The organism is Sphingomonas koreensis (assembly GCF_002797435.1).
Taxonomy (GTDB): domain Bacteria; phylum Pseudomonadota; class Alphaproteobacteria; order Sphingomonadales; family Sphingomonadaceae; genus Sphingomonas; species Sphingomonas koreensis.
Genome location: NZ_PGEN01000001.1, coordinates 2,131,764 through 2,150,962, shown reverse-complemented (window position 1 = coordinate 2,150,962; position 19,199 = coordinate 2,131,764). Strand labels below are relative to the sequence as shown.

General features: G+C 67.0%; 17 protein-coding genes and 1 tRNA gene. 8 read left to right on the top strand and 10 right to left on the bottom strand.

The window, feature by feature from the left end; genetic code table 11:
* Window positions 1-60: 60 nt before the first annotated feature.
* Both BDW16_RS10090 and BDW16_RS10085 read left to right on the top strand, forming a co-directional pair.
* Window positions 61-2,292 carry a TonB-dependent receptor gene (locus tag BDW16_RS10090; RefSeq protein WP_066581102.1) on the top strand — a complete coding sequence of 744 codons (2,232 nt, stop codon included), beginning with the start codon at window positions 61-63 and terminating at the stop codon, window positions 2,290-2,292.
* Window positions 2,293-2,383: 91 nt separating this feature from the next.
* Window positions 2,384-3,661, top strand: a complete 1,278-nt coding sequence (locus tag BDW16_RS10085) for a spinster family MFS transporter (protein ID WP_066581103.1) — start codon at window positions 2,384-2,386, stop codon at window positions 3,659-3,661.
* A gap of 29 nt (window positions 3,662-3,690) precedes the next feature.
* Here the strand turns inward: BDW16_RS10085 and BDW16_RS10080 are convergent, their stop codons facing one another.
* Window positions 3,691-5,265: a peptide chain release factor 3 gene (locus tag BDW16_RS10080; RefSeq protein ID WP_066581104.1), complete on the bottom strand. Its 1,575-nt coding sequence runs from the start codon at window positions 5,263-5,265 to the stop codon at window positions 3,691-3,693.
* 155 nt (window positions 5,266-5,420) lie between these two features.
* On the opposite strand from BDW16_RS10080, the gene BDW16_RS10075 reads away from it, so the two are divergent.
* Entirely contained in the window at window positions 5,421-6,251 is an 831-nt protein-coding gene (locus BDW16_RS10075; protein ID WP_066581105.1) for an alpha/beta fold hydrolase, read from the top strand.
* A gap of 6 nt (window positions 6,252-6,257) precedes the next feature.
* Here the strand turns inward: BDW16_RS10075 and BDW16_RS10070 are convergent, their stop codons facing one another.
* From BDW16_RS10070 to BDW16_RS10030, 9 genes are all read right to left on the bottom strand, one after another.
* Window positions 6,258-7,118 (bottom strand): aldose 1-epimerase family protein, encoded by an 861-nt coding sequence (locus BDW16_RS10070; RefSeq protein ID WP_066581107.1) that lies wholly within the window; start codon window positions 7,116-7,118, stop codon window positions 6,258-6,260.
* The gene (locus BDW16_RS10065) at window positions 7,115-7,861 is read right to left on the bottom strand and encodes an SDR family NAD(P)-dependent oxidoreductase (protein WP_066581109.1); all 747 of its coding nucleotides are present in this window, start codon (window positions 7,859-7,861) and stop codon (window positions 7,115-7,117) included. Before BDW16_RS10065 ends, BDW16_RS10070 begins: the two co-directional genes overlap by 4 nt.
* A gap of 139 nt (window positions 7,862-8,000) precedes the next feature.
* Window positions 8,001-10,412 (bottom strand): phenylalanine--tRNA ligase subunit beta, encoded by a 2,412-nt coding sequence (gene pheT, locus BDW16_RS10060; RefSeq protein ID WP_066581110.1) that lies wholly within the window; start codon window positions 10,410-10,412, stop codon window positions 8,001-8,003.
* Window positions 10,409-11,506: a phenylalanine--tRNA ligase subunit alpha gene (pheS, locus tag BDW16_RS10055; RefSeq protein WP_066581115.1), complete on the bottom strand. Its 1,098-nt coding sequence runs from the start codon at window positions 11,504-11,506 to the stop codon at window positions 10,409-10,411. The genes pheT and pheS overlap by 4 nt, the downstream gene beginning before the upstream one ends.
* Before the next feature lie 70 nt (window positions 11,507-11,576).
* Window positions 11,577-12,200 carry a LysE family translocator gene (locus BDW16_RS10050; RefSeq protein ID WP_066581116.1) on the bottom strand — a complete coding sequence of 208 codons (624 nt, stop codon included), beginning with the start codon at window positions 12,198-12,200 and terminating at the stop codon, window positions 11,577-11,579.
* 199 nt (window positions 12,201-12,399) lie between these two features.
* On the bottom strand, window positions 12,400-12,765 hold the full coding sequence (rplT, locus tag BDW16_RS10045) for a 50S ribosomal protein L20 (protein WP_010543146.1): 366 nt from the start codon (window positions 12,763-12,765) through the stop codon (window positions 12,400-12,402).
* Between the two features lie 14 nt (window positions 12,766-12,779).
* Entirely contained in the window at window positions 12,780-12,983 is a 204-nt protein-coding gene (rpmI, locus tag BDW16_RS10040; protein WP_066581118.1) for a 50S ribosomal protein L35, read from the bottom strand.
* A gap of 230 nt (window positions 12,984-13,213) precedes the next feature.
* On the bottom strand, window positions 13,214-13,996 hold the full coding sequence (hisN, locus tag BDW16_RS10035) for a histidinol-phosphatase (protein ID WP_066581255.1): 783 nt from the start codon (window positions 13,994-13,996) through the stop codon (window positions 13,214-13,216).
* A gap of 87 nt (window positions 13,997-14,083) precedes the next feature.
* Entirely contained in the window at window positions 14,084-14,863 is a 780-nt protein-coding gene (locus tag BDW16_RS10030; protein WP_083954445.1) for a DUF1134 domain-containing protein, read from the bottom strand.
* Between the two features lie 179 nt (window positions 14,864-15,042).
* Between BDW16_RS10030 and BDW16_RS10025 the strand changes: the two genes are divergently transcribed.
* The 5 genes from BDW16_RS10025 to BDW16_RS10005 all read left to right on the top strand — a co-directional run bounded on the left by BDW16_RS10025 (window position 15,043) and on the right by BDW16_RS10005 (window position 19,192).
* Window positions 15,043-15,132, top strand: a tRNA-Ser gene (locus BDW16_RS10025).
* Window positions 15,133-15,344: 212 nt separating this feature from the next.
* Window positions 15,345-16,064 carry an META and DUF4377 domain-containing protein gene (locus BDW16_RS10020; RefSeq protein ID WP_066581258.1) on the top strand — a complete coding sequence of 240 codons (720 nt, stop codon included), beginning with the start codon at window positions 15,345-15,347 and terminating at the stop codon, window positions 16,062-16,064.
* A gap of 262 nt (window positions 16,065-16,326) precedes the next feature.
* Window positions 16,327-17,433, top strand: coding sequence for a phospholipase A (locus BDW16_RS10015; protein ID WP_066581259.1), 1,107 nt, complete (start codon window positions 16,327-16,329; stop codon window positions 17,431-17,433).
* A 65-nt stretch (window positions 17,434-17,498) separates the two neighbouring features.
* The gene (locus BDW16_RS10010; RefSeq protein WP_066581260.1) at window positions 17,499-18,044 is read left to right on the top strand and encodes a peroxiredoxin; all 546 of its coding nucleotides are present in this window, start codon (window positions 17,499-17,501) and stop codon (window positions 18,042-18,044) included.
* A gap of 122 nt (window positions 18,045-18,166) precedes the next feature.
* Window positions 18,167-19,192, top strand: coding sequence for a GGDEF domain-containing protein (locus tag BDW16_RS10005; protein WP_066581261.1), 1,026 nt, complete (start codon window positions 18,167-18,169; stop codon window positions 19,190-19,192).
* Window positions 19,193-19,199: the final 7 nt, after the last annotated feature.

Sequence of the window (19,199 nt, the reverse complement as noted above, 5' to 3'; positions counted from 1 at the left end):
TCCCTCAACGTCTTACAAGCCGCGGGATTCACGCGGCTGTCATCTGGGGAGGAAGCTTCGATGCTACGCCTGATTCCGTCTGTTCGCACGATTCTCAACGCCGGCGCCGCATTCGGGGCGCTCGCCGCCATGCCCGCCCTCGCGCAGGAGGCGCCCGCAGCCTCAGCCGAGGAAGCCGCACCCGTTGCCGAGGGCGAGATCGTCGTCACCGCGCGCCGCCGCGAGGAAAGCCTGATCGACGTGCCGATCTCGATGTCGGTGGTCTCGGGCGATTCGCTGGTGAAGAGCGGTGCGGCGGACATCACCGCGCTGCAGGACAAGACACCCAACCTGACACTCCAGATCGCGCGCGGCTCCAACTCGACGCTGATCGCGTTCAGCCGCGGCGTCGGGCAGCAGGATCCGCTCTGGGGCTTCGAGCCGGGCGTCGCGCTCTATATCGACGACGTCTATGTCGCCCGTCCCCAGGGCGCCGTCCTCGACATCTTCGACGTCGAGCGGGTCGAGGTGCTGCGCGGGCCGCAGGGCACGCTCTATGGCCGCAACACGATCGGCGGCGCGGTGAAGTACGTCACCCGTCGCCTGGGCCATGATTACAAGGCGTCGGCGCGCGTCTCCTATGGCTCGTACAACCAGGTCGACCTGGTGGGGCAGGTAGTGGTGCCGGTGGGCGACACGCTGTCGCTCGGCGCCGCGGTCGCGCAATATTGGCGCGACGGGTTCGGGACCAACCTGACCACGGGTGCGGAACATTATAACAAGGACGTGTTCGCCGCACGGCTTTCGGCCGAGTTCACCCCGTCGGACACCATCTTCATCCGCGTTGCGGGCGATCGCGTGCTCGACCGCTCGAACCCGCGTCATGGCACGCGCCTGCTGCCCAACGGCACCGACCCGATCTACGCGCCGACCGGAGACGTCTATGACACCCGCGCCGGGATCGGCGATCGCAACCGCGTCGAGACGCGCGGCCTCTCGGTGACCGGCGAGGTCAACCTGTCCGACGCGCTGACCTTCAAGACGATCACCTCGTGGCGCGACGGCAGTACCGATACGGTGATCGATTTCGACAACACCATCCTGCCCACGCTCGACGTTCCCGCGGAATATTCGGACCGCCAGTTCACCCAGGAGCTCCAGCTCCTGTATGAAGGCGACCGGATCCAGGGCGTGTTCGGGGTCTATTACCTCAACGGCCGCGCCAGCGGCGCGTTCGACACGGTGCTGGGTGCGCTCAACACCACCACGCTCACTGCGGGCGAGGTGTTCACCAAGAGCTATGCCGCATTCGGCGACTTCAGCTTCGACGTGACCGATCAGTTCAAGATCTCGGCGGGCCTGCGCTACACCCGCGACGAGAAGACCGGCACCGTCTTCCGCCGCAACTATACCGGCATTCGCAGCCCGCGCTTCGGCAACGCCGCGGCGGTGCCCGGCCTGATCCGTTCGGACTATACCAACAGCCGGGACTTCGAAAAGCTGACCCCCCGCGTCAGCCTGAGCTACGAACCGCGCCAGGACCTCAATTTCTACGCCAGCTACGGCAAGGGGTTCAAATCGGGCGGCTTCGACATGCGCGGCGACGCCATCCTGACGCCGACCACGGTCAACGGCTACAAGCCCGAGACGATCGACAGCTATGAGCTGGGCATGAAGGGCGCGTTCCTCGACCGCACGCTGTTCGTGAACATCGCCGGCTTCTATTCGAACTACAAGGATCAGCAGGTCACGATCCAGGTGCCGGCGCTGCCCAGCGGTATCGCCAGCTTCGTCGACAATGCCGGCAAGGGCGAGATCTACGGTTTCGAATTCGAGGCGCGCGTCGTGCCCTCGCGCAATCTCTCGGCCAGCCTCGTGCTTGGCTATACCCATGCCGACTACAAGGAGTTCTTCACCTTCATCGGCGGCGGCACCACCCCGGTCGACGTGTCGGACCAGCGCGCCTTCCAGAACACGCCCGAATGGACCGCCAATGCGTCGGTCACCTGGTCGGAGGATCTGGCCGGCGGCACGATCGCCTTCACCCCTTCGGTCTCGCTGCGCAGCGACACGCAGATGTTCGAGCTGGCGACCCCGGCGCTCGACCAGGACGGTTATGCGCTGGTCGACGCCTCGCTCAACTGGACCTCGGCGGGCGGGCGCTACCGGATCGGGGTCGCGGCGCGCAACCTCACCGACGCGCGCTACCGCGTCGGCGGCTACAACTTCCCGGGCGCGCTCTTCGGCAATTCGATCATCGGCTATTACGGCCCGCCGCGCACCTTCACCGGCACGTTCGAGGTGAAGTTCTGATCGCCTTGCCGTCTTGAGTTTGGCACACTGATCCGGCCGGGCGTCTCGCAGGGGGCGTCCGGCCAATCTGTTTTCGAAGGGGAGGGATGCGATGAATGCCAGCGAAGGAGCGCCTGCGCGCCAATCGACACCAGGATATCGCGGTGTCGTGCTCGCGATGCTGTTGCTGGTCTACACCTTCAACTTCCTCGACCGGCAGATCCTCGGCATCCTCGCCGTGCCGATCAAGGCGGACCTCGGCCTCACCGACGCCGAGTTCGGCGCGATCGGCGGCCTCGCCTTCGCGCTGCTCTATTCGATCCTTGGCGTCCCCCTCGCCTATCTCGCCGACCGCACCAGCCGCAGCGCGGTGATCGCGGGCAGCCTTGCCGTGTGGAGCGCATTCACCGCGCTGTGCGGCACGGCGACCGGCTATTGGCATCTGTTCCTCTACCGGCTCGGCGTCGGCGTCGGCGAGGCGGGCGGGGTCGCGCCGTCCTATGCGCTGATCGCCGACTATTTCCCGCCGGAAAAGCGTGCACGGGCGCTCGCCATCTACTCGCTCGGCATCCCTGTCGGCCTTGCCGGGGGGACGTTGCTCGGCGCCTATATCGCCGCGCTGGTCGATTGGCGCACGGCGTTCATTGTCATGGGCGTCGCCGGGATCGTGCTGGCACCGATCTTCAAATATATGGTGCGCGACCTGCCCCGCCCGGCCGCCGCGGCCAAGGCGACGCCGGTGTCGGGCGTGTTCCCGATCCTCGCGAAAAAGCCGGCCTTCTGGCTGATGGCGTTCGCTGCGTCGTTCAGCTCGCTGTGCGGCTATGGCCTTGCGCTGTGGACGCCGTCGATCCTGATGCGCAGTTTCGGCTTCGATCTCATCACCACCGGCCAGTTCATGGGATCGATCCTGCTGGTCGGCGGGGTCGCGGGCGTGTTCGCGGGCGGCTGGTTCGCCGATCGGCTGGGGACCAAGGATCGCGGCTGGTACGTCAAGCTGCCTGCGATTGCCTGGGCGATCACCATGCCGACCTTTGCCTTCGGCTTGCTCAGCCCGTCCTCGACACTGGCCTGGGTGCTGCTGCTGATTCCCAACGCGCTGAACATCCTGTGGCTCGGCCCGGTCACCACCGCGATCCAGCACCTTGTCCCGCGCGAGATGCGCGCGACCGCCTCGGCCAGCTTTCTGCTGATCAACAATCTGGTCGGCCTCGGTGCGGGTCCGCTGCTGATGGGCGCGCTGTCCGACGCACTCAAGTCGAGCTACGGGATCGAATCGCTGCGTTACGCAGCAGTCGGATGCCTCATCTTCTACGGCATTGCAGCGGCGCTGATGCTGCTTGCGGTCAAGCCGTTGCGCCGAGGTTGGGTCGACGACGTTACCGGTTGATTTCGGTTCGGCAGAGCCGAGACCGGCGCCTAGCGCTCGCGCGTGGCCATGAACTTCACGCGCGAGTAGCGGTCGGCGACATAGCCGACTTCCCAGGCCGATTTGGCTAGGAACACCGGGTTGCCGTCGCGGTCCTTGGCCATCGCGCCGCGGTTCAGGTCCATGAACTCCTTCACGTCCGCCGCCTCGCCGCCGATCCAGCGCGCGGTGTCGAACGGCGCGGGCTCGAGATTGGCGCCGACCTTGTACTCGGCATCGAGGCGCGACAGCAGCACGTCGAGCTGGAGCTGGCCGACCACGCCGATGATCCAGTTCGACCCGATCTCAGGGTAGAAGACCTGGATCACGCCTTCTTCGGACAGGTCGTCGAGCGCCTTGCGCAGCTGCTTGGTCTTGGTCGGATCCTTGAGCACGACGCGGCGCAGGATCTCGGGCGCGAAGTTGGGAAGCCCAGTGAAGCGCACCGCCGCCTTCTCCGACAGCGTGTCGCCGACGCGCAGCGTGCCGTGATTGGGGATGCCGATGATGTCGCCGGGGAGCGCCTCGTCCGCCAGTTCGCGCTGCTGGGCGAAGAACATGATCGGCGAATGGATCGCGATCGGCTTGCCGTGCCCGGTCGGGGTCAGCTTCATGCCGCGCTTGAAGGTGCCCGACACCAGCCGCATGAACGCGATGCGGTCGCGATGATTGGGGTCCATGTTCGCCTGCACCTTGAACACGAAGCCGGTGACTTCATTGTTGTCGGGCGAGACCGGCGCCGGCTCGGCGGGCAGCGCGTGCGGGGGCGGCGCATGGCGCGCGATCGCATCGATCAGCGAATCGACGCCGAATTCCTTGAGCGCCGATCCGAAATAGACCGGGGTCAGGTCGCCATTGCGATACGCCTCGCCGTCGAAGCTCGCATAGCCCGCCATCGCCAGCTCGGCATCCTCGCGCAGCTTGGCGAGATTCTGGGGCGAGACGATCGCGTCGAGCTGGGGATCGTCGAGGCCGGTGGTCTGGATGACCTTGCCCTGGAACTCGCGGCTGTCACCCTCGGGCAGCAGCAGGCGGTTGGAGACGAGGTCGTACACCCCCTCGAACGTGCCGCCCATGCCGACCGGCCAGGTCATCGGCGCGACGTCGAGCGCGAGCAGGTCGGCGATCTCGTCCAGCGTCTCGAACACCTCGCGGCCTTCGCGATCGACCTTGTTGACGAAGGTGATGATCGGCACGTTGCGCAGGCGGCACACCTCGAACAGCTTGCGCGTCTGGCTCTCGATGCCCTTGGCGACGTCGATCACCATCACCGCGGAATCGACCGCGGTAAGCGTGCGATAGGTGTCTTCCGAGAAATCCTCGTGGCCCGGCGTGTCCAGCAGGTTGAAGGTCACCCCGTCGCGCTCGAAGGTCATCACCGAGCTGGTGACCGAGATGCCGCGCTGCTGCTCGATCTTCATCCAGTCCGACCGCGCGCGCCGCGCCTGGCCGCGCGCCTTCACCTCGCCCGCGAGATGGATCGCGCCGCCGAACAGCAGCAGCTTTTCGGTCAGCGTGGTCTTGCCGGCGTCAGGGTGGGAGATGATCGCGAAGGTGCGGCGACCGGGAATCGGGTTGTCGGGCATCGCGGCCCTCTAGCGGGAAGTGGCGCGCGAATCGAGAGTTTCGCCAATGGAAACGATCGCTTTCGAACGTTGCACTTTCTCGACTCATCTGCCGGTGTCATCTTCTGCGCACGCCACGCTTGCCGCGCGGCGATCCACATCAGGGATGCCAGCCGATGAGCACGATCACCACCAGCGACGGTACCGAGATCTTCTACAAGGACTGGGGTCCGCGGGAAGCCACCCCGATCGTCTTTCATCACGGCTGGCCGTTGAGCGCGGACGATTGGGACAACCAGATGCTGTTCTTCCTCCACAAGGGCTATCGCGTGATCGCGCACGACCGGCGCGGGCATGGCCGCTCTTCCCAGACCTGGGAGGGGAACGAGATGGACACCTATGCCGCCGATGTCGCGGCGCTGGTCCAGGCGCTCGATCTCAAGGGGGCGATTCATGTCGGTCATTCGACCGGGGGCGGCGAGGTGGCGCATTACGCCGCGCGTGCCGAGCCGGGGCGGATCGCCAAGGCGGTGCTGATCGGCGCGGTGCCGCCGGTGATGGTCCGGAAGGAAAGCAATCCCGAAGGGTTGCCGATCGAGGTGTTCGACGGTTTCCGCGAGGCACTGGTCGCCAATCGCGCGCAATTCTACATCGACGTGCCTGCCGGACCCTTTTACGGCTTCAACCGCGATGGCGCGACGGTCAGCCAAGGGCTGATCGACAATTGGTGGCGCCAGGGGATGATGGGCGGCGCCAAGGCGCATTACGACTGCATCAAGGCGTTCAGCGAGACCGACTTCACCGAGGATCTCAAGGCGCTCGATATCCCGGTGCTGGTGATGCACGGCACCGACGACCAGATCGTGCCGATCCACGACAGCGCGCTGAAGGCAATCAAGCTGCTGAAGAACGGCACGCTCAAGACCTATGAGGGCCTCCCGCATGGTCTGTGCGCGACTCATCCCGAGGTGGTGAACCCCGACCTGCTTGCCTTTATCGAAGGCTGAGCGGGATCAGGCGAGCGTCACGGCCATCGCAAAGGCGCGGCGCTCGCCCGGTTCCAGCCGCAACATCCCCGGCTTGTCCCAGATCTCGCCCGCGAACCCGGTGGGATCGGCATGGCCCTGCCACGGCTCGATGCAGATGAAGCGCGCGCCGGGCTTGGTCCACACCGCCAGCGTCGGCATGTCGGGGAAGCCGATCTCAAGCTGCGGGCCCTCCGGCGCGCCATAGCGCAGCGACCGGCTCTCCGGCGCGGTCCAGACCAGCGCGTCCTGCTCGAACAGATCGTCGCGCAGCCACAGCGTATCGCCCTCGACCGGGGTCTCGCGGTCGACCGGTCCGATCAGCTTGCCCTCCAGCCGGGCAATCGGCTGCGGTTCCTCATGCTCGAAGACGATGCGGTGATCCTTCCGCGCGCCGCCATAGGGCAAGGGCCAGGCGAAAGCGGGGTGGAAGCCGAAGCTTGCCGGCATCGCGCGGTCGCCGCGATTGACCAGCGTGACCGTCATGGTGAGCGTTGCGTCGGCGATAACGAACTCGGCGTCGAGCGCGAAGGCGAAGGGGTAGGCTTCGCGTGTCGCGTCATCGTCGCTCAGCCGGAACCAGGCGCGGTCCGCGGCCCGATCGACCAGCGTGAATTCGCGCCGTCGCGCGAAGCCATGCGGGGGCAGCGGATAGTCGTGGCCGTCGAGCCGATAACTGTCGCCATTGAGCGCGCCGACCACCGGGAAGAGCAGGGGCGCGCGACCGGCCCAGAAGGCGGGATCGCCGTCGCTCATCAACTCGTTGCCCTGCGCGTCGCGCAGTCGGGTGAGCTCGGCACCCAGCGGATTGATCGTTGCGCTGAGCGCAGCGGAACCGATCTCGATCATCCCGCGCGATGCACCGCGAAGCCGGCGAAGCTCTGGTTCACCGGCATCATCTCCATCGTGTTGATGTTGAGATGCGGGGGGAGCTGGGCGACCCACAGGATCGTGCCGGCGATATCCTCCGCGGTCATCGGATCGGCGCCGCCATAGAGCGTGTCCGATGCTTCCTGGCTGCCGGTGCGGACCAGGGTGAACTCGGTCTCCGCCATGCCCGGTTCGATCGAGGTGACGCGGACGCCGGTACCCGCGAGGTCGCTGCGCAGCGACAGGCTGAACTGGTGCACGAAGGCCTTGGTGCCGCCATACACATTGGCGCCGAGATAGGGGTAGGTCGCCGCGACCGAGGAGAGGTTGATGATCGCGCCCTTGCGCTCGATGAGCAACGGGAGGAGCTTGTGCGTAATCGAGACCAAAGCCGTGACGTTGGTGTCGATCATCACCCGCCATTTGTCGAGCGAGGCGTCCTGGGCCTTCTCGGTGCCAAGCGCGAGGCCGGCATTGTTGACCAGCAGGTCGATGCCGCGAAAAGCTTCGGGCAGGCTGTCCAGTGCCGCATCGCGCGCTGCCTCGTCGCGGATGTCGAACACGGACGGGTGGAACTTGTCGTCGCCCAGCTCGGCCTTGAGCGCATCGAGCCGCTCGGCGCGCCGCCCGGTGCCGATCACCCGCCAGCCCGCGGCCACGAACGCGCGGGATGCGGCGGCACCGAAGCCGGAGGTGGCGCCGGTGATGAGGGCGGTGCGCATTCCATCTACTCCTTCGTCATCCCGGCCCCGTGCCGGGATCCACCGCGCGTCAGGCGGTGCGCATGAGGTTCCAGTCCACCGTTGCCGCCCCGTGGACCCCGGCACAAGACCGGGGTGACGGGTTGGGTTAGCGGGACGGTCAGCCCCGCAGCGTCGCGCCCAGCTTGGCCGCGGCGGCGACGACCTTGTCGGCCACCGCCTTGATCTCGGCGTCGGTGAAGCTTTTCTCACCCGGTTGCAGCGTCACTTCGATGGCGAGGCTCTTCTTCCCCTCCTCGACGCCCGCGCCGGTGAACAGGTCGAACAGCCGGGCTTCGGTGATCACCGCCTTGTCCGCACCCCTGACCGCGCGGACGAGGTCGCCCGCCGCCAGCTCGGCGGGAACGATGAAGGCGAAGTCGCGGGTCACCGCCTGCAGCGCGGGCGGCGTATAGGCCGGCCGCATGAAGCCTGTGGAGCGCTTGGCCGGAATCGCGTCGAGGAAGATCTCGACCGCCGCGACGGGACCGTCGAGGTCGAACTGCTTGAGCAGTGCCGGATGCAACATGCCGAACGCCGCCAGCACCGTCTTCGGCCCGAGCCGCAGCGTCGCCGACTGGCCGGGATGCCAGGCGTCACCCGCGTCGCCCATCACCTGAAGGTTGCCGACCGGCGCCCCCGCGGCTTCGAGCAGCGCCAACGCCTCGGCCTTGGCGTCATAGGCGGTGAAGGGCTGTGCCTTGCCGTTCGCCCAGCCGCGGGGCGTCTTGTCGCCCGCGAGCAGGGCGGTGAGCGTCGGCTTCTCGGCATCGGCGAGGTAACGGCGACCGATCTCGAACAGGCGAACGCTGGTGGCGCCGCGTTTCGTGTTGCGGCCGGCGGCCATCAGCAGGCCGGGCAGCAGCGAGGGGCGCATGACCTTCAAATCCTCGCTGATCGGGTTGGCCAGCGTCCAGGCGCCGCCGCCGACGGCCGCGGCTTCCTTTTCGGCGATGAAGCTCCACGTCACCGCCTCGTTGAGGCCGCGCGACGCGGCGGTGCGGCGCATGCGACGTTCGAGCTTCTGTTCGGGCGTCGCGGTCGGCGTGGCGACGCCGGGCGCGCGCGGTAGCGGCGTCGAGGGGACGTTGTCGATCCCCTCGATCCGGATCACTTCCTCGACCAGGTCGGCCGGGCCGTCGATGTCGCGGCGCCAGCTCGGCGCGGTGACGCGGAAAGCGTCGAAGCCCGCGTCGATGCCGACCGGATCGCCGTTTGCGTCGAGCGGTTCGACCGTGAAGCCAAGCGATTCGAGGATCGCCTTCTGGCGCCCGGCAGGAATGACGAGGCCGCCCAGGGTTTCGGCAAGCACCGGATCATAGCCGGTGGTGATGCCGACGCGCGGCAAGGTGCCGACGCGGGTGACTTCGCTCGCGCCGCCGCCGCAGATCTGGGTGACGAGCCGCGTGGCGATGGCGATGCCGTCCTCGAGGAAGGCGGGATCGACGCCACGCTCGAAGCGGGTGCGCGCGTCGCTGGTGAGCAGCAGTTTCTGGCCGGCGCGTGCGATATGCTCGGGATCGAAATAGGCGCATTCGATCACGACATCGGTGGTCGTTTCCGACACGCCGGTATCCTCGCCGCCCATGATGCCGCCGATGTCGTGGACGCCATTGTCGTCGGCGATCACGGTGATGCTCTCGTCGAGCGTGTAGGTTTTCTCGTTGAGCGCCAGCACCTGCTCGCCGGCCTTGGCCTTGCGCACGACGAGCGCGCCCGACAGCTTGGCCTTGTCATAGACGTGGAGCGGGCGGCCAAGGTCGATCATCACATAGTTGGTGATGTCGACCAAAGCCGAGATCGGGCGCTGGCCCACGGCCTTCAATCGCGCCTGCATCCAGTCGGGCGAAGCGCCGTTGGTCACCCCGCGCACGGTCTGGCCGTAATAAGCGGGGCAGCCCTCGGGCGCGTCGATCCGCACCTCCGGCCCGGCGCCTTCGCCCTTCACCGGGGTGGCGTCGAGCGGCTTGAGCGTACCGAGGCCCGCGGCGGCGAGATCGCGGGCGATGCCGCGCACGCCCATGCAATCCTGACGGTTCGGCGTGATCGACACGTCGAACACCGGATCGTTGAGGCCGGCATAATCGGGGAAGCTGGTGCCGATCGGCGCGTCTTCGGGCAGCTCGATGATGCCGTCATGATCCTCGCCGAGTTCCAACTCACGCGTCGAGCACATCATGCCGTTGGATTCGACACCGCGTACAGCCGCGACCTTGAGCACCATGCCGTTGGCCGGGACGACCGCGCCGGGAAGCCCGAGCACGCCGACCAGGCCTGCGCGCGCATTGGGGGCGCCGCACACGACCTGGAGCGGCACGCCGTCGCCCGCGTCCACGGTCAGCACCTGAAGCTTGTCCGCCTGCGGGTGGCGTTCGGCGGTGAGCACCTTCGCGACGCGGAACGGCGCGAGCTTCTCGCCCGGATTTTCGATGCCCTCGACCTCGAGCCCGACACGGGTCAGCGCTTCGTCGATCTGATCGAGCGTCGCGTCGGTGTCGAGGTGCTCCTTGAGCCAGCTCAGGGTGAACTTCATGCGCCCACTCCCCCGCTCAGCGTGGGCACGTCGAGCGCCGAGAAGCCATAATGTTTGAGCCAGCGCAGATCGCCGTCGAAGAAGGCGCGCAAATCATCCATCCCATATTTGAGCATCGCGAGGCGATCGATCCCGCAACCGAAGGCGAAGCCCTGCCATTCGTCGGGATCATAGCCGCCGGCCGCGATCACCTTGCGGTGGACCATGCCGCTGCCGAGCACCTCCATCCAGCCGCCATCGCCCTTTGACGGGTCACCGCCGATGACGCGCTTGCCGTTGATGAGCGTGTAGCCGACATCGACCTCCGCCGACGGCTCGGTGAAGGGGAAGTAGCTCGGGCGCAGGCGCAGGACGATGTCGTCGCGCTCGAAGAACGCCTTGAGGAAGGTCTCCAGCGTCCATTTGAGGTGGCCAAGGGTAATGCCCTTGTCGATCACCAGCCCCTCGACCTGATGGAACATCGGGGTGTGGGTGGCGTCGCTGTCGCTGCGATAGGTGCGGCCCGGCGCGATGATCCGCACCGGCTTGTGCCCGCCCGCCGCCTTCATCGCGCGGATCTGGACCGGCGAGGTGTGGGTGCGCAGCACCATCGGCGAGGCATGATCGCCCGCGAGGTAGAAGGTGTCGTGCATTGCGCGCGCGGGATGCGTCTCGGGAATGTTGAGCGCGGTGAAATTGTGCCAGTCGTCCTCGATCTCCGGCCCGGTGGCGACCGCGAAGCCCAGGTCGGCGAAGATCTCCGCCAGCTCGTCCATGACCTGCGAAACCGGGTGCACGCTGCCCGCAGGCACGCTGTCCGCCGGCAGGGTCATGTCGAGCGTCTCGGCGGCGAGTTTCGCCTCCAGCGCCGCGCCCTCCAGCGCCGCCTTGCGCGCGGCGATCGCGTCGGTCACCGCCTCGCGCAGCGCATGGATGCGCGGGCCGGTTTCCTGCCGCTCCTCCGGCGACATGCCGCCGAGGGTCTTGAGCAGGCCGGTGACGGCACCCTGCTTGCCGAGCGCATGGACGCGTACCGCGTCGAGCGCGTCGACGCCGGACGAGGCATCGATCGAAGCGAGGAGTTCGGCCCTGAGTTGGTCGAGATCGGTGGTCATCGAAATTCCGTTCGTTGGTCGATGTGGCCCGAACCGCAGTCGGGCGCGAAGGTCAAGGCCCCGGGGTAAACTAGACGCGGTGTCCGAACAGCGCGGCGCCGAACGCGACGAAGATTCCACCGGTGATGCGGTTGAACAGGCGCTGGCGGTTGGCCGGGGCGAGCCAGGCGGCGAGCGAGCGGCCGCCCAGGGCGTAGACACTGTACCAGAAGGTCTCGATCACGATGAAGCTCGCCACCAGGATCGCGAGCTGCGGTGCGAAGGGTTTGCCCGTATCGATGAACTGCGGGAACAGCGCCGCTGCGAAGACGATCAGCTTCGGGTTGGCGAAGCCGGTGCCGAGCCCGGTCGCGTAGAGTGCGCGGAGCGAGGGCGGGGCCGGCTTCTCGGCATCGGGATCACTGTCGGCGACCGGCGCGCGCCATGCCTTGATCCCGAGCCAGACGAGATAGGCGACACCGGCATAGCGCAGCACGTCGAACAGCATCGGCGATGCCTTGAGCAGCGCGCCAAGGCCGGCGGCGGAGGCGAACAGGCAGGTGAGAACCGCGGTCATCAGCCCCGCCATCGACGCGATCGAGCGGCGCGTCCCGTGGTGGATGCTCTGGGCCATGACGTGCAGCATGTTCGGCCCCGGCGTCGCGGCGATCAGGAACACGGCGGTGACATAGAGCCACCAGGTGTGGAGCGTCATGGTCTCATTCCTCCCATCGTCACCCCGGCCTTGTGCCGGGGTCCACCGTGCCGCGCGCGACACGCTGGAGCCCTCGTGTCCATGACCTGCCTCCCGGCGGGCCCCGGCACAAGGCCGGGGTGACGGAGAGGGAGGCCAAACCAAAAAGGGCGCCGGTGTCTCCACCGGCGCCCCATTTGTTCGGTCGCTACAGGTCGCCTCAGGCGGCCTGGGGCAGAGCCGCCTTCGCCTGCGCGATGATGGCGGTAAACGCCTCGCCCTCGTGCATGGCGATGTCGGCCAGGACCTTCCGGTCCAGCTCGATCCCCGCCAGCTTCAGGCCATGCATGAACTGCGAATAGGTCAGGCCTTCCGCGCGGACGCCGGCGTTGATGCGCTGGATCCACAGCGCGCGGAAGCTGCGCTTCTTAACCTTGCGGTCGCGATAGGCGTACTGGCCGGCCTTTTCGACGGCCTGGCGCGCGATGCGGATGGTGTTCTTGCGACGGCCATAATAGCCCTTCGCCTGATCCAGAATCCGCTTATGCTTCGCCTTGGTGGTCGTACCACGCTTAACACGTGCCATGTCTCAGGTGCTCCTTACTTCAGGCCGTACGGCGCCCAGAGGCGCACGTGGCCGGCATCAGCTTCGGAAAGGACCGACGTGCCGCGGTTGGTGCGAATATACTTCGCGTTGTGGCTGCTCAGGCGGTGACGCTTGCCGGCGACGCCGTGCTTCACCTTGCCCGTCGCGGTGAATTTGAAGCGCTTCTTCACACCGCTCTTGGTCTTCATCTTGGGCATTTTCGTCTCCTTTTACGCGCGACGATTACAAGACAGCCACGGCAGCCCTAGTTAGCCGGACGGTCCACCTGAATCGCGGAAAGGCGGCGCATTAGTTTGTTTGAGGTGGTTTTGCAACCGCCTGCGGTACCGGCCCGCTCCCCCTCCCCGCCACCCATCGAAGATACCTTGAAGTGGGTGGCGGGGAGGGGGAGCGGGCCGGTACCGCTTCGCGCGTCAGCGCGACAAACCTAATGCCCCTGGCAGGCGAGCGCTTCGACGAGTTCCTCGATTCGCGCCGGGTCGCCCGCGGCGATGACTTCGCCATTGCTGCCGGCGTGGAGCGGGTCGCCCTGCCAGTCGCACATGCGCCCGCCCGCGCCCTCGACCACCGGCACCAGTGCGGCGAAGTCGTGGAGCTTGAGTCCCGCCTCGATGACGATGTCGAGATGGCCCGAGGCGACCAGGCCGTAATTATAGCAGTCGCCGCCCAGCACCGTGCTCATCACCGCGGCGTCGACATGCTCGAACGCGTGGAGCTGGCCGTCGGTGAACAAAGCGGGCGAGGTGGTGGCGAGCAGCGCCTTTGAGAGTTCGCGGCAGGTACGCGCGCGGGCGGGCTTGCCGTTGAACAGCGTCTCGCGGCCGGTGACGCCGAGCCAGCGTTCCTTGATGATCGGCTGGTCGATGATGCCGAGTACGGGCCAGCCATCTTCGAGCAAGGCGATCAGCGTGCCGAAGATCGGGCGCCCCACGATGAAGCTGCGCGTGCCGTCGATCGGGTCGAGCACCCAAATTCGGCCGCTGGTGCCCGGGCGGTCGTCCTCTTCCTCGCCGATGATCGCGTCCATCGGCCGTTCGGCGATGATCAGGCGCCGCATCGCTGCCTCGGCAGCCTTGTCGGCGAGCGTCACCGGTGAGGAATCGTCCTTGGACTCGAGGCCGTGCTCGGCGCGGAAATAGGGGCGGATCGCCGCGCCCGCCGCATCGGCGAGGCGTCCGGCAAGGTCGATATCGGCTTGGCTGACTGGCATGGCGCGGCCCTAGCGGGGCGGCGAGGCGCGCGCCAGTCCCGCTGTTCTACCGCCGGAGCGCGTCTTGCGCGCTCCCGAATCAAGCGCTCAGAAGGGGAACCAGCGGCTCTTCTCGCTGAATTTCATGTATCCGACATTGGCGCCGAGCCGCCAGCCGACGCCGAGCCGCACCGGAATCAGCACCACGTCGCCGCGGCGCAGATAGGTGGCAGAGAAGCCGCCGACGAAATAGACGCGGCCCTCGCCCGCCGGGAAGCGCTTGTAGAGCTCCTGGCTATCGTAGAGATTGTAGACCAGCACGAACACCTTGGTCGCGTCGCCGCCGATGTCGAAGCCCACCGAGGGGCCGGTCCAGAAGACCTTGCGCTCACCCTCGACCGCATGAACCATCTTGCCCGAGCCGTAGCGCAGCCCGACGACGATCGCGCCCGAACCTTCGCTGCCGGCGATATAGGCATTGGGTTCGCCCTGATCCTTGAGGATGTCCTCGATCAGCGCGGCGAGGCCGCTGGCGCCCTTGCCGAACACGCCCTCGGCCGCGGCGACCACGCGCACCCGGTCGAAGGTCGTCGGGGCTTCGGGCTTGACGAGTTGGGTGCCGGGGGGCGCGGGTGCCGCGGTCGTGACGGGCTGCTGCGCGGACGTCCCATCGGCGGGCGGCGGGCCGTAATCAGTGCCGGGATCGACCGGCTCGTCCACCGGCTGACTTGCCGGCGGCGGTGTCTGGCTCTGTGCGGGCCGAGGCTGGTTGAGGTCGGCGTCGATTGCGCTGTCCGGATCGACCGAACGGATCTGCGCCGCCGCGGGCGCCGCCGCGAGCGAGGGCACCGCCAGTGCCAGTGTGAGCCAGATCAACGCGCGTCGCATGGTAAGTCCTCCCGCCATGATGCCATTTGAATCCGCAGGTGATGTCCCGGCAATGAACGGGCGATGACCCGAGTCGATTTCGCGTTCACCTGAGTCCAACCGGAGGCGAACCGTGCGAAAAAGGGCCGTTGATCGCCCGCACATCGCTCGCTATAGCCCCCGCTTCGCCGCTGGGCACCGGAGACGTGGGTGAGTGGCTGAAACCAACGCTTTGCTAAAGCGTCGTACGGGGAACCGTACCGAGGGTTCGAATCCCTCCGTCTCCGCCACCTGATCAATCGAACCAGTCCCAGCGCCCGGGAATCCCGGCGCCGATTGGCCGCGCCCCACATTTTTGCGGCGCAGCAATCCGCTCAGGATGCTGGTTTCATTATGAAATTCGGAGGGCAGGCCGTTTCCTGTCGCTCCGGCAACAAGCGGGACAGGCCTAATTCAGGGGAAGGTGCCCAGATGCGCCCTTCAGTTGAAACAGGAGCCAAGAATGAACTTCCCCCGCCATGCCGGCGCCGTCTCGATCGCCATGGCAGCGATGCTTGCAGCCAATGGAGCCCAGGCGGCGCCTTCCTCGACGAAGGGCGCGCCCGCGCTTGCGGCGCAGCATTGGGACCTGGTCGAGTGGAGCGGCCGCACCCTGCCCGAAGGCAAGTCCCTGCGCCTCGATTTCGACGCCAGGACCGGCCGCTTCTCGAGCAGCACCGGCTGCAACCGCACCGGCGGCGCGTTCAAGGTCAAGGGCAGCACGATCCGCTTCGGCGGCAAGAAGGGCGGTTTCGCGAGCACGCTGATGGCCTGCCCCGAGCCTGCGATGGCGACCGAGCGCGCCTATGTCGATCGGCTGGGCGCCGTCACCCGCTACACGATCAAGGGCGACCAGCTCGTCCTTCGCACCGCCAGGGGCGAAACGCTGACCTATCAGGCCGCGCACAAGCCCGCCGCCGACGCGCCGCGCAAGTTCATCTATGTTTCGGCCGAGACGAAGCCGTGCACGGGTGTCGCGCCGATGACCTGCCTGCAGGTGCGCGAGAAGGAAAGCGACCCCTGGCAGCTCCACTATTTCGGGATCACCGGCTTCGAGCCGCAGCCGGGCATCGAATACCGCCTGCGCATCATCGAGGAGAAGGTGAAGAACCCGCCCATGGACGCCTCGTCGATCCGCTGGACGCTTGACCAGGTGATCGAGCAGCGTGTGGTCAAGCCCTGAACTCCATCAAGGGCCCGTGCGCCGGCGCCGGCCCTTGATACTTGCGCATTGCGCCGCGCCTTTAGCCGCCTAGAGGCTGGCGGCCACGCCGGGCCGCTCATGATCCCAGATCATGTCGATACCCTTCCAGCCGTCCGCGTCCATTCAGCGCCCTCCCGCAAGTGTGACCGGCCGATCCCAGGCCTCGTCCGGGCGGTAGCCGATAGGCGATCCGCAGCAATCGACTCGCAATCGTCATCGCTTGCTGGCATCCGGAGCGCCGATGCGCTCGCTGCTTCTCGTTCCGCTCGCCTTGACCGCCGCGCCCGCGCTGGCGCAGGTCCGTGCCGTGCCCACCCAGCCCGCGACCGAGCGGGAGGCGCTGCGCGGGGTCGAGGTGATCCTGCTCAACGAAGGCGCGGCGCCCGTGCCCGCCGAAGGCCCGCGCCAGATCGAGGTGACCGCGGCCGACGGCACGCGGATGACGCTCGAGCGGCTACCCGCGCCCGCGGCGACGATTGCGCCCGGCGGCTTCGCCAAGGCGCGCTACGTCCCCGTCGCCTATGCCGCCCGCCCGGCGCCGTCCACTGCAGGCGAGCTTCCGCCCGGTGTCGGCAGCGCCTATCCCGCCGATGCGCGTGCTGCGGCCTCTGCCGCCGCGGCCAATGCCGATGGCGAGACCGAGGTGCGGGGCTCTGCGGGAACCGCGTCGGGCTTCCTCGCTCGCTTTGCGCCGCACGAGCCGATTTATGGCGCATTCGGCGCGGGCGATTCGGGGACGAAGCTGCAGTTCAGCTTCGCCTTCCAGCCGTTCAGCAACGAGAGTGCGCTGAGCGGGTTCAAATTCGCCTATACCCAGACGATGTTCTGGCGGCTCGACCTGCCCTCCGGCCCGTTCGAGCATACGACCTATTCGCCCGAAATCTTCTACGAGAAGGCGGTCGACGAGACCGCGACCTTCGGGATCGGCTGGCGGCACGATTCGAACGGCGAGGGGCCGGCGACCTCGATCGATTCGAACCGGATCTTCGCGCGTTTCACCAAGGCATTCGATCTGGGCGGCAACTGGCGCGCGGAAGTGACTCCACAGGCCTGGATCTATGTCGGCAAACAGGGCGTCGCGCCGGACCTCAACCGATATTGGGGCAATGCCTCGCTCGGCCTGACCGTGGTCAAGCCCGACAGCCTCAAGCTCAGCCTGAACGTGCGTGGCGATTTCGAGACCGGGCGCGGCGCGGCCGAGTTGTTCGCTTCCTATCCGCTCGCGGATCTCGGCGGCGGGTTCGGCCTCTATCTGTTCGGACAGGGGTTCACCGGGCATGGCGAGGCACTCGACGATTTCCGCAGGCGCGATACGCACGGCCGGATCGGGATTTCGCTTACGCGCTAAGAGTTTGGACCGCATGCTTGGCGCGGGTGGAGGAGAGGCGCATAAGCGCTGCAAAGAGGAGTGATATGATGCGCACGACGATCCTTGCCGCACTTGCCGTGACGGCCTCGCTGCCTGCCGCCGCCCAGATCGCGCCCGGCGCAGTCGCGCCCGATTTCACCACGCAGGGCGCGCTTGCCGGCAAGGAATTCACGCTCAACCTCAAGAAGCAGCTCAAGAAGGGGCCGGTCGTCCTCTATTTCTACCCGATGTCGTTCACTCCGGGGTGCAGCGCCGAGGCGCAGGCCTTTGCCGCCGCGACGCCTGAGTTCAAGGCGGCGGGCGCGACGGTGATCGGCATGGCCGCCGACCCGATCGAAAAGCTCAAGGACTTCTCGACCAAGGATTGCGCGAGCAAGTTCGCGGTGGCGCAGGCGACCCCGGCGATCATCGATGGCTATGACGTCGCGCTGAAGCGCAACGGCACCAAGACCGCAATGACCAGTCGCACCAGCTTCGTCATCACCCCCGATGGCAAGGTGATCTATGCCCATAGCGAGATGAGCCCCGCGCCGCACATCCGCAACACGCTCGCGGCGGTCAAGGAATGGCGGGCCAAGCGTCCCAAATAATATGCTTATTACAGGCGTAACGATTTCACCGGATCTTAGCAGTTAGGACCTAGGTCAAGGTCATCAGAGTGCGTTTGCGGGCGCGGGTGAAGGGCGCCCCGATGAGCGTGGGGATAGGATTTATGACGGTGGCGAGGGCCGCTCGAACCGCTGCGGCCGCTGATCCGGCCTGGCAGCTTTTCGAGCGCATCGGCACATTTCTGGCCGATCAGCGGCTGGAGCCCGATCCGGCGAATTTCGCATTCGCCTGGCATCTGCTCCACGATTCGGACGGCCCGCTCGCGCGGGCGGTCGCGGCGCTGACCGATGGCGGAGTGCGGCTGACCAAGCGGGATATCGAGTCGCTGGGCGTTGATTCGCCCGCGAGCGCGCGAAGCGTTCGCGACAAGGCAGACGGGCTGGTCGCGCAGACCCAGATGCAGGTCGAAGGCTTTCAGGACATGGTGCAGGCGATGCGCCACGAGACCGCGGGGTTCGGCCGCGATCTTGCCGCCAGCGCGAATGCGATCCGCCGCTATGGCAGCGGGACCGAAGGCGCGCTGTTCGACGAGCTGTCGCGCGTCACCGCGACGATGCTCGAGCGCGTGCACAATGCCGAATCCCGGCTCGAGAACGCGACGCGCGAGGCGACCGAGCTGCGCGACAAGCTGGAAGAGGCGCGCGACAATGCGCGCCGCGATCCACTGACCGAACTGCCCAACCGCCGCGCCTTCGAGGAAGCCTATGCCGAACTGGCGGCCGCGGGCGCGGGCATGTGCGTGGCCCTGTGCGACGTCGATCATTTCAAGGGGGTCAACGACCGGTTCGGCCATGCCGTGGGCGATCGCGTGCTCAAGACGATCGCCGAGACGCTGAAAGCCTGCTGCGGTGGGCACCTGGTCGCGCGCTATGGCGGCGAGGAATTCGCGATCCTGTTCGCGGCCACCGGGCTCGAGAGTGCGCGCGTGACGCTGGACAATGCCCGTGCCACCGTCGCTGCCAAGCGCTATCGTCTGCGGGAGACCGATGCGCCGCTCGGCGAGATCACCTTCTCGGCGGGCCTGACCCTTGTCGCCGATGGCGAGTCGCTCGGCACCAGCGTCGGCCGCGCCGACCGGTTGCTCTACGCCGCCAAGAAGGACGGCCGGAACTGCGTCCACGCCAGCTGACGCATCG

What these genes read in the sequence shown, in the direction of transcription:
- hisN (WP_066581255.1), bottom strand. Translation starts at nt 13,996, where the DNA reads ATGCCAGTCAGCCAAGCCGATATCGACCTTGCCGGACGCCTCGCCGAT.
- BDW16_RS10065 (WP_066581109.1), bottom strand. Translation starts at nt 7,861, where the DNA reads ATGCGCACCGCCCTCATCACCGGCGCCACCTCCGGCTTCGGTGCCGCC.
- BDW16_RS10090 (WP_066581102.1), top strand. Translation starts at nt 61, where the DNA reads ATGCTACGCCTGATTCCGTCTGTTCGCACGATTCTCAACGCCGGCGCC.
- pheT (WP_066581110.1), bottom strand. Translation starts at nt 10,412, where the DNA reads ATGAAGTTCACCCTGAGCTGGCTCAAGGAGCACCTCGACACCGACGCG.
- BDW16_RS10085 (WP_066581103.1), top strand. Translation starts at nt 2,384, where the DNA reads ATGAATGCCAGCGAAGGAGCGCCTGCGCGCCAATCGACACCAGGATAT.
- rpmI (WP_066581118.1), bottom strand. Translation starts at nt 12,983, where the DNA reads ATGCCCAAGATGAAGACCAAGAGCGGTGTGAAGAAGCGCTTCAAATTC.
- pheS (WP_066581115.1), bottom strand. Translation starts at nt 11,506, where the DNA reads ATGACCACCGATCTCGACCAACTCAGGGCCGAACTCCTCGCTTCGATC.
- BDW16_RS10020 (WP_066581258.1), top strand. Translation starts at nt 15,345, where the DNA reads ATGAACTTCCCCCGCCATGCCGGCGCCGTCTCGATCGCCATGGCAGCG.
- BDW16_RS10080 (WP_066581104.1), bottom strand. Translation starts at nt 5,265, where the DNA reads ATGCCCGACAACCCGATTCCCGGTCGCCGCACCTTCGCGATCATCTCC.
- BDW16_RS10030 (WP_083954445.1), bottom strand. Translation starts at nt 14,863, where the DNA reads ATGCGACGCGCGTTGATCTGGCTCACACTGGCACTGGCGGTGCCCTCG.
- rplT (WP_010543146.1), bottom strand. Translation starts at nt 12,765, where the DNA reads ATGGCACGTGTTAAGCGTGGTACGACCACCAAGGCGAAGCATAAGCGG.
- BDW16_RS10015 (WP_066581259.1), top strand. Translation starts at nt 16,327, where the DNA reads ATGCGCTCGCTGCTTCTCGTTCCGCTCGCCTTGACCGCCGCGCCCGCG.
- BDW16_RS10070 (WP_066581107.1), bottom strand. Translation starts at nt 7,118, where the DNA reads ATGATCGAGATCGGTTCCGCTGCGCTCAGCGCAACGATCAATCCGCTG.
- BDW16_RS10075 (WP_066581105.1), top strand. Translation starts at nt 5,421, where the DNA reads ATGAGCACGATCACCACCAGCGACGGTACCGAGATCTTCTACAAGGAC.
- BDW16_RS10010 (WP_066581260.1), top strand. Translation starts at nt 17,499, where the DNA reads ATGATGCGCACGACGATCCTTGCCGCACTTGCCGTGACGGCCTCGCTG.
- BDW16_RS10050 (WP_066581116.1), bottom strand. Translation starts at nt 12,200, where the DNA reads ATGACGCTCCACACCTGGTGGCTCTATGTCACCGCCGTGTTCCTGATC.
- BDW16_RS10005 (WP_066581261.1), top strand. Translation starts at nt 18,167, where the DNA reads ATGACGGTGGCGAGGGCCGCTCGAACCGCTGCGGCCGCTGATCCGGCC.